Raw genomic sequence first — 14,316 nt, forward strand, 5'->3', positions numbered from 1 at the left:
GAAATGAGAAAAATATATATAGTAGTAGCTATTATTGTATGTGGTAATTTATTTTCACAAACAATAGTAGAAGGAGATGGTGAAAAAAAAGAAAGTACTCTTAGCAAAAGTATAGAAGAGGAAGAAAATGTAAAAATACCTTTATATACTATAAGGGTAGGAAACCTTATTTATCCGGTGGAGCTTTCTTATAATATGTCCGGAATTAAAGTAGATGATGTAGCTTCAGATGTTGGATTAGGGTGGATATTAACTGATTCATTTATAAATAGAGAAGTTTATGATAAAAAAGATGTAGATGAAACAGGAGATGGTCTTCCTCCATTTTGGAATATACCCAACTCATCTTTTAATGGATCTCAATATGTAATGACTGGACATAGACCCGCATTTGAAAATCAAAAAGGTTTTCAAAAAGTTAAAAGTAATCATATTATTGAGCACTATAATACAAATATAGGTAAGCTAGATCATGAGCCAGATATTTTTAACGCTTTTATGCCTAATAATCAAACCTCATTTTACTATCCAATATCTTTATATGGTGCAAAAGAACTATATAATAAAAATTCTATTATTAATCAAGAGATAGAAGAATTGTTTGTTAATTATACTGCGGCATCTGTTTATTCAACACCTAATGTATATCCACCAGGACAAATTAGCCAAAATAGATCGTTTTTTGATTACAAGAATTTTACAGTGAAATTAGATAATGGCATTGAATATTATTTTTCTGATATCGATTATGTGCATGAACCTAGCTTTAGAAAAAGACCTCTGGCACCTAGTGTTTATATGTTACAAAAAGAAGATATATTTAATCCTCCTAATATTGAAAAGTGGCATATCTCAAAAATAATGGATCCCATGACCACCGAGGAAATTAATTTTATATATGAAAATTATACAACAGAAGAGGCTGATAATAAGGTTTACGCAACTAATTTTGATGCTCAAAACAAACCTTACTTAAGAGGGGGAACATTTTCCAGATTAACTTATAAACCAGGTCTAGACTATATTACAAATGATTGTTATATTTTTAGTGATGATGATAATAACTATTTAAATAGAACATATAAAAGATATATTCAAAAGAAAAGATTAAAAACAATTGCTTTTAAAAATGGAACCGTAAATTTTGAATATGGATTAAATAGACAGGATTTTAAAAATGGAAAGGCATTAACAAGAATTGAAATAAGGAATAAGGAAAATAAAATCGTTAATAGTTTTGACTTTACTTATAGCTATTTTAATTCAGAACAATATAGAAATGAGTACAGTAAAAGATTGAAGCTGGAGTCTGTAACTTTTATAGACGGTGGAAAATATTCCTTTGAATATTATGAAAATGATAAAATTCCACAAATAGGAAGTTTTAATAAAGATTTCTTTGGTTACTGCAATACATCTAATGATGATTTTATTAATGCTGACGATCTTATTTCTAAAGATTTGGTCCTTCCTAAATATTATTATTATCCGGATAAATTTGAATATTCATTATTGCCTTATGACATTAATGGACAGCAAAGATTTTCATTAGGAGGGATTATTAATAAAGAGCCCAATGATCTGGCAAAAACATGGTCTTTAAGAAAATTAACTTATCCGACTAAAGGTTATACTATTTTTGATTTAGAAACTAACACATTTAATTTATGGGGTACAACTGTTAAAGGACCTGGTGTGAGAATAAAATCAAAGACAATATTTGAATCAGCGAATGATCCACATCCTAGGATCTTAAGCTTTAACTATAATTTGCCTGATGGAAAAAGTTCCGGCATATTATATAATATTCCTTTAGTAGGATATCCTGTGAAAAAATTCTTTACGTCTTATGTAGATGATTATGGAACATTATTTTCAGCAGGAGCAAGTTTTAATGGTGAGCCGGATTTATATCAGCGTTTTTTTCTATATCAAAATCCTTCTGGAGGAAAATCACAAATAAAGTATTCATTAATAGAGAAGGATGAACTCAATAAAAGAACCATAAATCAATATGAAACGAAAGTAAGTCGATCCAGAAGGCATTTCAGACCTTTTTATCCGAATAATGGGATCAATGATTTTGGTATACACTGTATATCTGAATTTTTATATACTAATAGCGCTGTGGGTATTGATAATACTAATTTTATAAATCATTATTTGATCAATTCTAAGTTATATGAAGGAAATAACATTGTTAAAGAGACTCAAAAAATCTATAAAAACAATAGCAATAAAGACAGTATAAATGACAGTCCAAATGCTGCTTTTTTTCATAGTAATTTTGTTAGAAATGCATTTACGCATTTTAAAGCGGACCCAGTTTTTGATTATAATAATTTAATGCAAACTGATCGGGAGTATTTTACTAGAAGTAATTATTTAATAAATGAAATAGAAAAAGAATACTTACAAAATGGTGAGATCATCAAAAAGAAAGGATATGCCTATACAAATACTGCTGCAGGTAAAGATCCTGTTTTAATAGGAGTAGGTACTCAAGATAGTTTAGGAGATTCTTATGAAACAAAACTATTTTATGCAACAGATCAATACACTTCTCTGGTAAATGCAAATTTAATAGGAGAACCTATTGGCCAGCAAAAATTAAAAAATAATCAACAATTATCTTTTTCAATAAATGAATATGACAATAATAATAACTCAGTATTTCCTGTCGGTATTATGAGTATGAGTCGTTTTCAAAACCTAAAAAATAATATTAAGTTTGACTATTATGATGATAAAGGGAATTTGAGAGGCTATAGAAAAGCAGATGGAACACCTGTTTCAATAATTTTAGGATATAATCAAACTTTACCTATTGCTATTTTAGAGGGAATCACTTATGGTGCTTTGCTTCAAGAAATATACTATACTCAAACAGGAACTCCTGTTTCAGATATTAATGACTTAGATATTGTGCAATTATCAAACCAAGATATAGATAGTGCTTCGGAACAAACATTAATTCAAAAACTAGATGAGTTTAGAGTTAACCCAATGTTTGATGGATATCAATGTAGGATTACCACGTTTACTTACGATACATTAATTGGAGTAACTAGCAAAACTCTACCGTCAGGTGCTAGAGAGGTTTATAAATATGATAGTACTAGCCGGCTTGAGAAAATACTAGATAAAGATGGTAATATAATAAAAGAATATAAATATAATTATAAACAATAATTTTTTAGAATTGCTATGAAAAAACATTTATTAATATTAAGTCTATTGTTTATAACTGTATTATCATATAGTCAAACATTTACTGAAAATTATGTGCAGACGAAGATTTATTTAGAACCAACAACTAATGCAAATACCACTAATGTAAAGAAGAATGAAAATATTCAATATCTTGATGGATTAGGTAGACTCAAACAGACTGTGAATGTTAAAGGTTCTCCAACGCTAAAAGATATAGTTACTTATTTTGAATATGATGAATATGGAAGGCAAGCAAAGCAATATTTGCCGGTACCTCAATCAGTAAGTCAAAATGGGAATTACTATACTTCTCCTCTTGCTGATGCAAATATTTTTTATGGATCTGAAAAGATTTTTTCAGAAAAAATCTTCCAGAATTCTCCATTAGATAAATTAGTTCAGCAAATACAAGTAGGAAATGATTGGGCCACTAAACCTATTAATTATAATTATGCTGTTAATACAAATGCGGATGCAGTAAGAGAGTTTAAAACGGCTACAACTTGGGGAACTGGTAATACTACTGAATCAACAGTTAATATTTCCACTAATTTCAATTATGGTCCAAGTGTATTATATAAGAAAATTATAGATGATGAGGATAGTAATAGGACCATTGAATTTAGTAATAGTTTAGGACAAGTTTTATTAAAAAGAAAAGTTATTAATACTACAGAAAATGCAGATACTTATTATGTTTATAATGAATATAATCAATTAGCTTTTGTATTACCTCCGAAAGCCGTGTTTGCCTTTATTGATGAATATGGAGCTGGTATTGATGATTTTATCCCAACCTCTATATTAGATGATTTATGCTATCAATATAAATATGATGAATGGGGGAGATTAGTAGAAAAAAAAGTTCCGGGAAAAGGATGGGAATATTTCGTTTATGATAAACAGGATAGACTCGCATTAGTTCAAGATGCTAAACTAAAAGAAGAAGGGAAATGGCTCTTTACTAAATATGATCAATTTAATAGACCTCTTTATACCGGCCTTTTTAGCAGTAATGATGGTAGGGTTCAACAACAAGCTAATTTAGAAAGTATAGTAAAAAATAATGAAAAAAGGGCCTCATCAAGTTGGAATAATAGTGGGATAGATAACTATTACACAAATACTGCTTATCCTAATAATAATTTGAAGTTATTAACCATTAATTATTATGATACATATCCACCTTTACTATCTGGGGTAACTTTACCTCAATATATTATTAACACTAATCAAACTGTTCTTGGAGATGACCCTCTTCAAAACAATAATATGAGTACTAAGAATTTATTAGTGGCATCGTATATAAAAAATATTGAAGATGATAATTGGACAAAGAATTATACATGGTATGATAAAAAAGAGCAAATTATCGGAATACATTCAATTAATTATCTGGGAGGGTATACTAAAATTGAAAGAGAGCTGGATTTTATTGGTACTATTCTGCAAAATAAAACATATCATAAAAGGTTAAGCAGTGATTTAGAACGTGTAATTGTAGAAAGTTTTGAATATGATAATCAAAACAGACTTAAAAAACATTGGCATAATGCAACCGGAACTCCTGAGCTTTTGAGAGAAAATACCTACAATGAAATATCAAAGATCATAAATAAAAAAGTGGGGGGTACAGGTATAGTTCCTTTACAGAGTATCGATTACCAGTACAACATACGAGGATGGATGACTAAGATTAATGACCCACAAAATTTGAATGGAAAGCTATTTGGATATGAAATCAAATTTCAAAATCCTGAAAATGGAGCTGTCTTTCCCGCAAAATATAATGGAAACATCTCTGAGATAGACTGGAGAACGTCTAATGGAAATATTTTAAAAAGATATAATTATAAATATGACGGTTTAGATAGATTAAGAGATGCTGTGTATGAGGAACCGTTAGCCACAGTACCTAATACAAATGGTTATGGTGAATCTGTAACCTATGATTTAAATGGAAACCTAAAAAGTTTAAAAAGATTTCATGGTATTACTACTACTCCATTACTGATAGATGATCTTGATTATAATATTTATAAAGGAAATCAGTTAATTAAGGTTGTTGATAATAGTAATAACAGTATAGGCTATCCTTCTACAAGTGGAAATAATATTGCCTATGATGTGAATGGTAATATGATCAATCACATTGATAAAGGAATTACCACAATAGATTATAATTATTTAAATCTTCCAATTTCCTTAAATCTTGCAAATCCTGGAATACCAACTTCACCTGCTATATTAAACTATAAATATAGAGCAGATGGAATCAAAGTTGAAAAAAAATATAGTTATTTTAATCCTAGAGCAGGTCAATATATTACAACAACAGTAGACTATCTTGATGGTTTTCACTACAATGCGGGAGCGTTATCTTTTGTTGCCACGGCTGAAGGTTATTTTGATTTTACAACTGATCGATATGTGTATCAATACAAAGATCAAGTAGGGAATATTAGACTATCCTATTATAAAGATATGTTTGGAGGAACTGCAATTGACAAGGAAACAAATTATTATCCATTTGGACTAGAATATTTTGGGGCTAATGGAACATATCCTTTAAACAGAAGCTATTTTTATGGTTTTCAAGAACAAGAAAGGCAAGAAGAAACAGGATGGAACTCTTTTAGATGGAGAAACTATGACCCTTCAATGGGAAGATTCTTTAATGTAGATCCACTATCAGAAAAATATGCTTATCAATCACATTATAATTTTTCAGAAAATAGAGTCGTTAACTCAAGAGAACTGGAAGGGTTAGAAGCTGTAGATAATAATGATGTAGATTTTGGATCGTTTGATGGCAAAAAAAATTCTCGTTCAGAATTGGCATGGAATAAAACAGATAAAGAAAATGATAAGAATAATGAAGCGGGAATACCAAGGGTAGATTTACCAATGTCTTGGTCGAATCAGGATTTAGGTTTCAACAAGGATATTTCAAAAGAAAATGATAATGACAACGGAGATCGTGATCTCAGTTGGTTAGGAATTGAAAGTAAACAGAAATTTCAAGACAATCTAGAAGAATATAATAAGTGGACTAAGGAGCAAGGTGGAGATAAAATTGAGAGAGAGGCTTATTGGTTCTTTGGAGCTTTTTTTGCAGCACCATTTGTTTTACCTCAAATAGCGACTTGGACTGGGGTTTCTGCTAATACTTATTTGGCTGAATCACTTATCAGAGGAGCCGTCGATGTGACAGTTCAAAGTAGCATTAATGGGAAGGTAAACGCGACACAAACATTTATAAATGCATTTGTTGGCGGCGGCGGCGGCAACCGTGAGGCTTTAATTAAAGTTGTAAGCTCTGCATCTAATGTTGCTCTTAATGCAGTTAATAATTCGACCAATGGTACCTATACAAGTGTTTCAAATGGGGCAACAAGAGGAGTTGCTTCTTTATTAATTATGACTGCCGCAAGCCAAGGGGGAGTGAATAATACAGCCGGTTCAGTAATATATGAAGGGATAGCACAAACCTTAGGTACCACAGCTGATAATGTAATTGATAAGCAGGTACCAAATAAAGAGGCACCAAATAAATAAGTGTTTATAATTTAATATCAATTTATATATTTAAACAATCCACTAACATACTATTGTTAGTGGATTGTTTATTTTACTGTTCTACTTATTACAATAAAAAATTATTTTGCACTTACTTTCAAATTTTTAATTGAATAAATATTCAAATTGTTTACACATTTTCTCATACATAACGGGGTAATTATTTAAAAGCATCCTCACTATAAGAAATTTCATTTTTAGTATATTAAAAGCGATATCGAATTTGAAGTGAGGGAAATCATTAATTCTTACAGATAGAATAGATTTTACGGATAATAAAAGGCACATAAAATAAAAAACCAATGCAATTGCAGTGGTTTTTTATTTAAATTATCTTTTTTAAAAAGAAACTTCATTCACTTCTTTTCCTCTTTGGAAATTCATGTTTTTCTGTTTTCCTTTATAAGCAATGGTAACAAGGTTTATTTGCTTTGGAAAGGCGTTTAAAAGTATCGTGTTTTTTATTTTTAAATCACTGATATCCGAAACTCCTCCGGTTTCAAAATAAACCCACACCGTTTCTCCACTTACCTGACTTCCTGTAAAAGTTATTGTCTTAGGAGAGCCGTTGACGTACACGTCAAAATTGTTATTTACATATTTTTTTACTTCTGCTTCAAATCCAGCGGTATTAGGGTTTATTTTAATAGCATCTGAAATATGATTAGTATTCATTTTTGTAGTAAACTTCAATGTCTTGCTTCCTTCAATATAATCCACTTTTGTCATCGAAGAGAAAAACTCTACATACATAAAACTCATTAACATAAAAAATGTTAAAATCCCTGATATATATAAAAATTTTTTCATCTTAAATAATAGATTTATAATCATCTTTTTTGGTATAAGTCACAAATAATATGCCAATTAGAAATTTACGTTTACAGAATACTTATCGTAGAAAGCTTTAATATGTGCTACTGCTTCGTCTGCCGTATCCACAACCCTGTAAAGATCCAGATCAGCCTCAGCAATCATTCCGTCTTTTAAAAGTGTTGCCTTAAACCAATCCAATAATCCGCTCCAAAATTCAGTTCCTACCAATACAATCGGGAATTTTCCTATTTTCTTAGTTTGAATTAAAGTTAAGGCTTCCGTTAGCTCATCCAAAGTTCCGAATCCACCGGGCATTACTACGAACCCCTGAGAGTATTTTACAAACATTACTTTTCTTACAAAAAAGTAATCAAAATTCATCGAATACGACTTATTGATATAAGGATTGAAATGCTGTTCAAAAGGAAGATCAATATTCAGGCCAATAGATATACCTTTTGCATTAAAAGCACCTTTATTTCCGGCTTCCATAATTCCAGGTCCGCCTCCTGTAATAATTCCGAAACCTATTTTGGTGATTTTTTCAGCAATATCCACCGCCATTTGATAATATTTGCTTTCCTGCTTTAATCTTGCCGAACCAAATATAGATACACAAGGTCCTATTTTGGCTAGTTTTTCGTAGCCATCTACAAATTCCGCCATTACTTTAAAGACCATCCAGCTGTCTTTCGTAATGGTTTCATCCCATTTTTTTTGCTTTAAACTGTTGTGTAATTTAGTTTCGTTAACATCAAATTCCGGATTTACAAGACTTTCATCTCTTTCATTCATTTCCATGGCAATTATTTAAAATGTTTCTCGGCTTCTGTTACAGATTCGGGTCTTCCCACATCGATCAAAATGCTGTCATGCACAAAACCATGTATATGTTCCGTATGCATAAGATCCAAATACTCCTCCATTACAGAAAACTTGCCGGTTCTTTTTATTTTATCAAAAATACTTGGGTTTATGCAATGAACACCACTAAATGCTAATGCTTTAAACCCTTTATTAAATTCAGCGAGCCTTTGTTCTCCGGTTTGTACATTTAGCCATCCTCTTAATACCAATTCGTCATTAAAAAGCAGTTTTCTGGAGCTTTCCCGATCTGAAACTGCTAAAGTAGCAAAATCTTTTATCTTTTTATGATAATTCACCAGTTCATCGATATTGATATTGGTTAAAATATCCGCATTCATAATCAGAAAGTCTTCTCCATGATCCAGGAATTTTCTTGCAAAAATCAATCCGCCTCCTGTTTCTAGCAGTTCTTCGGATTCGTCGGAGATTTCAATATGGCACCCGAAATTATCATTGATTTTTAAAAAATCAACAATCTGATTGCCAAAATGGTGAATATTGATAACAAAATCCTTTATTCCGAAACCTTTAAGATAATTGATGTTTCTTTCCAAAAGTGGAATTCCGTTTACCTTTGCCAAAGCTTTAGGGTGATGATCAGTGAACGGCTTTAGTCTTGTTCCTTTTCCTGCTGCGAAAATGAGAGCTTTCATATTTATGTATAATGAGTAATTGGTAATGAGTAATTGTTGATAAGCTATCTAAGTAATGAGGTTAAAAAATATTACTTATTGCACATTGCTCATTACTTATAATTAAGTTGATGCTGTTCATCATGATGAAGGCTGATTTCCACTTTTTCACCATATTTTTCTTCAATAAAATGAGCAATCTTTATTGCAGAATACACTGATCTGTGTTGTCCTCCAGTACATCCGAAATTGATTTGCAGGTTTTCGAAACCACGCGCAACATAATTGTCAATTGTGATAGATACAAGTGATTTGATGAGCTCTAAAAATTGTGGCATTTCAGTCTTTGTTTCAAGGTATTCCTGAACGCCAATATCATTTCCTGTCTGACTTTTATATTCTTCAATTCTTCCCGGGTTTAGAATTCCACGGCAATCGAAGGTAAAACCACCTCCGTTTCCTGAATTATCCTTTGGAATTCCTCCTTTTTTATAAGAAAAACTGTGAATGTCTATGTGTAGCATTTTTATATTTTAATAATTAAAGTTTAATTAAATTTTACCATTAAGGTATTAAGATAGTTAAGAATGTATTATTCCGGTAAAAGATTAAGATATTCATTTACCAAGGGTTTCATAGATTGCTTTTATAATTCAAATTTATTTTAAAATCTCTTCAATTTTTAACTTGGTTTTTTCCAAACTTAACTGTTCAATCACTTTTTTTAGCTCAGGATATTCTTTCATGTGATCCCAATTTTTAGAAAAATCAGAGATATTTTCAATTCCTTTTTCAATACTTGCAATGAAATGTTGTTTTTTCTGGATTAATCCTCTAAAGCCATACGCTCCTAAAACCTGTAAAAATCTCATCAGCTGAATGGGTTTTACCGACTCTTTTAGTTGAGCTTGAATTTCTTTATTTTCAAATTGTTGAATATAAAAATCGAGCATTTCATTCTTAAAATCTTCAGGAAAGTTTGCCTTTGCCTGAAACAGAAAAGAAATTACATCATACATTAAAGGCCCTTTCATGGCTGACTGATAGTCGATAAACGAAACATTATTATGTTCATTCACCATAATATTTCTTGCCTGGAAATCGCGGATCATTAAGCCTTTCGGTTCCAATTGCTCGATAAGCGAAACGATTGCTTTAAATTCTTTTAAGAGTGTCGATTTATGATATTCCAATTCAAGAACATCGGCAACAAAATTCTTAAAATAATACAGGTCATGCGTTACAGGTAGTTCATCATACCGTTCATATTCAAAGGTTTTGCTGTAATCTATTTTTTTCTGTGTAAGTATCTGAAGCTGATAAAGATTTTCTAGAGTCTTTTGTACCAAATATTTAACATTTTCGGACAACCCTTCCTGGGTGATGATTTCGGAGAGTGTTTTTTCGCCTAAAAATTCCTGAACATACAGTTTTCTGTCTTCTGAGATAGCAAGAATGGCAGGAGTGTTCAGATGTAGCTCTGAAAAAACTTCAGAGTAATAAAAAAAGCTTTCATTCTCCTGAATATTTTCGTTATAAGTGATAATGTATTTGCAGTTGTCAGATTGAGCCCAAAAATTTACCCTTGCAGAACCGCTTTGAGCCAAGGTGATGAATTCAGAAGATTTTTTACCAAGATAGTTTTCAAAAAATCGTTTAGCGTTTTCAGAAATCATAATATGAAACAAATATACTAAATTACAGTCTAATTTTTATCTTTGCACTATGCTAAAGGATTTCAAACCGGTATTAAGCATTTTATTACGTTTCATCATCATTTATCTGGTGTTGTTATTTGCGTATCAGTTTTATCTGAATAGCTTTAAAGAGACCGGGCTTGATCCTTTTTCTCGAATGGTTGCAGAGCAGGTGAGACTTGTTCAGAATGTATTAGGCTATCCTACGATGTTATATGATGATATAAAAGAGGAGCAGGTTTGGTTTCACGTAAAAGGAAACTATGTCACAAGAATGGTTGAAGGATGCAATGCTGTTTCGGTAATGATTCTCTTTGTTTCTTTTATTTTTGCCTTCTATAAAGGAATTAAAACGTTTGTTTTTGTAATTGCAGGGCTGATTATCTTGTATATAATGAATTTTTTAAGGATTGTAGGATTAAATATTGTTGTATCAGACTATCCGAATTACAGTAAAATGGCTCATGATTACATATTCCCTGCGGTTATTTATGGGACAGTGGTTTTGCTTTGGTTAGTATGGATTAAATGTTTTGCCTTAAAAAATGAAAATACTTAGTTGGTTTCTCGTAATAGTAGGGATTTTTGGTCTTATAGGTGTGAGAATGCTTGAAGATACTTTATTCTATGATCCCTTTCTTGGTTATTTTCATGAAGCAAATAAAAATATAAATTTCCCTTCATTTGAATGGAGAAGATTAATTTTTGGACATCTTTTTAGATTTATTTTAAATCTTCTGTTTTCCTGTTTAATTATTCAGTGTCTCTTTAAAAATAAAGAATGGACAACACAGGGGGTTATTTTAATGGTGATCGTTTTTGCAATCATTTTTCCCATTTATTTGTATTGTATTTATTCTCAATTCGAAATAGGATATCTTTTTTCTTTTTATATGAGACGGTTTGTGATTCAGCCATTAGTTCTGCTGTTAATTGTTCCGTTATTCTATTATAGAAAACAAATGGCGGTGAAAAACTGATTACCCGGCTGTATGTTTTTCGATGCTGGTCACATTTTCCGGCGTCCATTCCACTCTTTTTATGAAGTCTTTTTCACGAACCGGACAATCTTTGATTTGACAAATGGAGCAGGAGATAGGTTTACAATCATCCATATGAAAATTGAACTCGACACTTCGGTTAGTATTTTGAGCTAAAAGAATAATTACTTTTTCCATTTCACTATGGGCTTCACGAAGGCTGTAATACCATGGGAGTGTAATGTGGGCATCCATATGAAGGGAAGAACCGAACTGCTGGATTTTCATGTTATGAACGTCGATCCATTCTATTCTTCTGTTTTCTTCAAGTATGGCAATGATCTGGTTCAGTAAATCAGGGTCTTGCTCGTCCATAATTCCGCTTAAAGATTTACGGACAATTTTGTAGCCGACAACAATGATATAAGCTCCAAAAATAAGTGCTACGACGGAATCTATCCAGTAAATTTTTGTGAAATAAACCACGATTAAACTGACTACAACTCCAAGAGTGGTAATGGTATCAGATTGTAAGTGTTTTCCAGAGGATATAAGCACCAATGAATTTTCTCTTTTTCCTTTTTTGATTGAAATATATCCTAATAAATAATTGATAATGGCGGTTGCGGCAATGATGAAGATTCCCCAATCCAGTTTATTTAAAACTTTTCCAACAATTAAGCTGTTTACACCTTCATAGATAATGATAACTCCTGCAATGGCAATAAGAGCTCCTTCAATTCCGGAGGTGACAAATTCTACTTTTCCATGACCGTAAGGATGATCTTCGTCTTTGGGTTTGGCGGCGAGATATAAAGAATACAATCCCATAAAAGCACTGATGATATTCACAATGCTTTCCATGGCATCTGAAAAAACAGCATCGGATTTAGTCAGCTTCCAGGCTATAATTTTCCCGATGAAAAGAATAATGCCAAAAGCTGCAATGAGTTTTTGAAAGCCTATTTTATCTGTATTTGTAGTTTTCTGAATGTTCATAGGTTTGATAAAAAAAAGAATCTCAATTCTGAGACTCTTTTTTATTTTGTTAGTTTAAACTAAGTTATTGGCTACAATATATTCTGCGATCTGTACTGCGTTGGTAGCGGCTCCTTTTCGGAGGTTATCTGCCACAATCCAGAGATTCAGGGTCTTTGGCTGTGAAAGATCCCGTCTTATCCTGCCGACGAAAACTTCGTCTTTACCTTCCGAGTAAAGAGGCATTGGATATTCGTTGTTCTTTACGTTATCCATTACCACAACTCCGGGAGTTTCGGATAGGATTTTTCTTACTTCATCAAGATCGAATTCATTTTCAAATTCGATATTTACACTTTCTGAGTGTCCTCCTTGTACAGGAACTCTTACCGCAGTTGCTGTTAAATTAAATGTATCATCACCTAGAATTTTCTTAGGTTCTTTCATTAATTTAATCTCTTCTTTCGTATAATCGTCATCTGCAAAAACATCACAATGTGGCAATGCATTTTTGAATATCTGATAAGGATACACTTTTGCAATAGAATCGTCGCCGCTGATTTCTCCGTTCAATTGGTCAACAGCTGCTTTACCGGTTCCTGTAACGGATTGGTAAGTAGAAACGATTACTCTTTTTAAATCATATTTTTTGTTCAGAGGTCCTAAAACCATTACTAACTGAATAGTCGAACAGTTCGGATTTGCAATGATTTTATCTTCTTTAGTCAATACATTTGCATTGATTTCAGGAACTACCAGTTTCTTGTCAGGATCCATTCTCCATGCGGAAGAATTGTCGATAACCGTTGTTCCCGCTTCTGCAAAAAGAGGTGCGAATTCCAAAGAAGTACCACCACCTGCAGAGAAGATTGCAATATCCGGTTTGGCAGCTATAGCGTCTTTCATGCTTACAATTGTGAATTCTTCCTGTTTATACTTCACCTTCTTACCAATAGATCTTTCCGATGCTACCGGAATTAATTCGGTGATAGGGAAGTTCCTTTCCTCAAGAACTTTCAGCATAACTTGTCCAACCATTCCTGTTGAACCTACTACAGCTACTTTCATTTTAATGATTAAAAATTATTTAAGTTAATATATTTATGCCCCGAAGACTCTTGCCCAAGGGAATGCGAATGCAAATAAGCCAACCGCGATCAATCCCATGATCACAACTCCTAAAGAAATGGTATCATTAGATTTTACTTTTTTATTGACAATCGTCATTAAAACAGCCGCGATCAACATTGAAAATGGATGTTCTACATACTGGAATCTTGAATAAGAATCGCTCATTAATGTTCCTGCAGATAAAGCAGCTTTAACACCAGGAGATACTAATAATAAAATTAGTCCTGCTAAAAATTGGATGTGGAAGAAAATCATAGTGAAAAGAGTTGTTTTCTTTAAAAACTTGTTCACTTTTCCACTGAACCCGAACATAGTCGCTAAAAGTGCAATAACGAATAATGCTACCAAAAGCAATTCTAAGTACCCAAACCCTTTGTGGGCATTAAGCAAAATCTTGTAAAAATCCATATTTTGTTTTTTCTG

General features: G+C 32.0%; 12 protein-coding genes. 4 read left to right on the forward strand and 8 right to left on the reverse strand.

Translation table 11 applies throughout. The features are described 5' to 3' along the window. Positions 1 to 3: 3 nt before the first annotated feature. The gene (locus tag P0Y62_14595; protein ID WEK69066.1) at positions 4 to 3,192 is read left to right on the forward strand and encodes a hypothetical protein; all 3,189 of its coding nucleotides are present in this window, start codon (positions 4 to 6) and stop codon (positions 3,190 to 3,192) included. A gap of 15 nt (positions 3,193 to 3,207) precedes the next feature. After that, positions 3,208 to 6,771, forward strand: a complete 3,564-nt coding sequence (locus P0Y62_14600; GenBank protein ID WEK69067.1) for a DUF6443 domain-containing protein — start codon at positions 3,208 to 3,210, stop codon at positions 6,769 to 6,771. A gap of 360 nt (positions 6,772 to 7,131) precedes the next feature. Here the strand turns inward: P0Y62_14600 and P0Y62_14605 are convergent, their stop codons facing one another. The 5 genes from P0Y62_14605 to P0Y62_14625 form a co-directional block, all read right to left on the reverse strand. Further along, the gene (locus tag P0Y62_14605; protein ID WEK69068.1) at positions 7,132 to 7,602 is read right to left on the reverse strand and encodes a M penetrans family 1 protein; all 471 of its coding nucleotides are present in this window, start codon (positions 7,600 to 7,602) and stop codon (positions 7,132 to 7,134) included. Between the two features lie 57 nt (positions 7,603 to 7,659). Further along, a complete protein-coding gene (locus P0Y62_14610; GenBank protein WEK71819.1) occupies positions 7,660 to 8,403 on the reverse strand; it encodes a TIGR00730 family Rossman fold protein in 744 nt (247 codons plus the stop codon). An 11-nt stretch (positions 8,404 to 8,414) separates the two neighbouring features. After that, on the reverse strand, positions 8,415 to 9,128 hold the full coding sequence (locus tag P0Y62_14615; GenBank protein ID WEK69069.1) for a nucleotidyltransferase family protein: 714 nt from the start codon (positions 9,126 to 9,128) through the stop codon (positions 8,415 to 8,417). A gap of 92 nt (positions 9,129 to 9,220) precedes the next feature. After that, entirely contained in the window at positions 9,221 to 9,631 is a 411-nt protein-coding gene (locus P0Y62_14620) for an RNase adapter RapZ (protein ID WEK69070.1), read from the reverse strand. 135 nt (positions 9,632 to 9,766) lie between these two features. Next, a complete protein-coding gene (locus tag P0Y62_14625; GenBank protein ID WEK69071.1) occupies positions 9,767 to 10,783 on the reverse strand; it encodes a phosphotransferase in 1,017 nt (338 codons plus the stop codon). A gap of 49 nt (positions 10,784 to 10,832) precedes the next feature. Between P0Y62_14625 and xrtF the strand changes: the two genes are divergently transcribed. Both xrtF and P0Y62_14635 read left to right on the forward strand, forming a co-directional pair. After that, complete coding sequence (xrtF, locus tag P0Y62_14630) at positions 10,833 to 11,363, forward strand: exosortase family protein XrtF (protein WEK69072.1); 531 nt, start codon at positions 10,833 to 10,835, stop codon at positions 11,361 to 11,363. Continuing rightward, entirely contained in the window at positions 11,350 to 11,784 is a 435-nt protein-coding gene (locus tag P0Y62_14635; protein WEK69073.1) for an exosortase F system-associated protein, read from the forward strand. The genes xrtF and P0Y62_14635 overlap by 14 nt, the downstream gene beginning before the upstream one ends. On the opposite strand, the gene P0Y62_14640 is transcribed toward P0Y62_14635, so the two are convergent. Genes P0Y62_14640 through P0Y62_14650 form a run of 3 tightly spaced genes read right to left on the reverse strand, consistent with a single transcriptional unit; the run spans position 11,785 to position 14,301 of the window. Next, the gene (locus tag P0Y62_14640) at positions 11,785 to 12,783 is read right to left on the reverse strand and encodes a cation diffusion facilitator family transporter (protein ID WEK69074.1); all 999 of its coding nucleotides are present in this window, start codon (positions 12,781 to 12,783) and stop codon (positions 11,785 to 11,787) included. A 54-nt stretch (positions 12,784 to 12,837) separates the two neighbouring features. Further along, the gene (locus P0Y62_14645; GenBank protein ID WEK69075.1) at positions 12,838 to 13,830 is read right to left on the reverse strand and encodes an aspartate-semialdehyde dehydrogenase; all 993 of its coding nucleotides are present in this window, start codon (positions 13,828 to 13,830) and stop codon (positions 12,838 to 12,840) included. Between the two features lie 33 nt (positions 13,831 to 13,863). Further along, complete coding sequence (locus tag P0Y62_14650) at positions 13,864 to 14,301, reverse strand: hypothetical protein (protein WEK69076.1); 438 nt, start codon at positions 14,299 to 14,301, stop codon at positions 13,864 to 13,866. Positions 14,302 to 14,316: the final 15 nt, after the last annotated feature.

The sequence above is a fragment of the Candidatus Chryseobacterium colombiense genome, from assembly GCA_029203185.1.
Lineage (GTDB): Bacteria > Bacteroidota > Bacteroidia > Flavobacteriales > Weeksellaceae > Chryseobacterium > Chryseobacterium colombiense.

Coding starts and splice junctions, on each gene's coding strand:
- P0Y62_14625 (WEK69071.1), bottom strand. CDS start 10,783: ATGATTTCTGAAAACGCTAAACGATTTTTTGAAAACTATCTTGGTAAA.
- xrtF (WEK69072.1), top strand. CDS start 10,833: ATGCTAAAGGATTTCAAACCGGTATTAAGCATTTTATTACGTTTCATC.
- P0Y62_14635 (WEK69073.1), top strand. CDS start 11,350: ATGAAAATACTTAGTTGGTTTCTCGTAATAGTAGGGATTTTTGGTCTT.
- P0Y62_14620 (WEK69070.1), bottom strand. CDS start 9,631: ATGCTACACATAGACATTCACAGTTTTTCTTATAAAAAAGGAGGAATT.
- P0Y62_14595 (WEK69066.1), top strand. CDS start 4: ATGAGAAAAATATATATAGTAGTAGCTATTATTGTATGTGGTAATTTA.
- P0Y62_14650 (WEK69076.1), bottom strand. CDS start 14,301: ATGGATTTTTACAAGATTTTGCTTAATGCCCACAAAGGGTTTGGGTAC.
- P0Y62_14605 (WEK69068.1), bottom strand. CDS start 7,602: ATGAAAAAATTTTTATATATATCAGGGATTTTAACATTTTTTATGTTA.
- P0Y62_14640 (WEK69074.1), bottom strand. CDS start 12,783: ATGAACATTCAGAAAACTACAAATACAGATAAAATAGGCTTTCAAAAA.
- P0Y62_14615 (WEK69069.1), bottom strand. CDS start 9,128: ATGAAAGCTCTCATTTTCGCAGCAGGAAAAGGAACAAGACTAAAGCCG.
- P0Y62_14610 (WEK71819.1), bottom strand. CDS start 8,403: ATGAATGAAAGAGATGAAAGTCTTGTAAATCCGGAATTTGATGTTAAC.
- P0Y62_14645 (WEK69075.1), bottom strand. CDS start 13,830: ATGAAAGTAGCTGTAGTAGGTTCAACAGGAATGGTTGGACAAGTTATG.
- P0Y62_14600 (WEK69067.1), top strand. CDS start 3,208: ATGAAAAAACATTTATTAATATTAAGTCTATTGTTTATAACTGTATTA.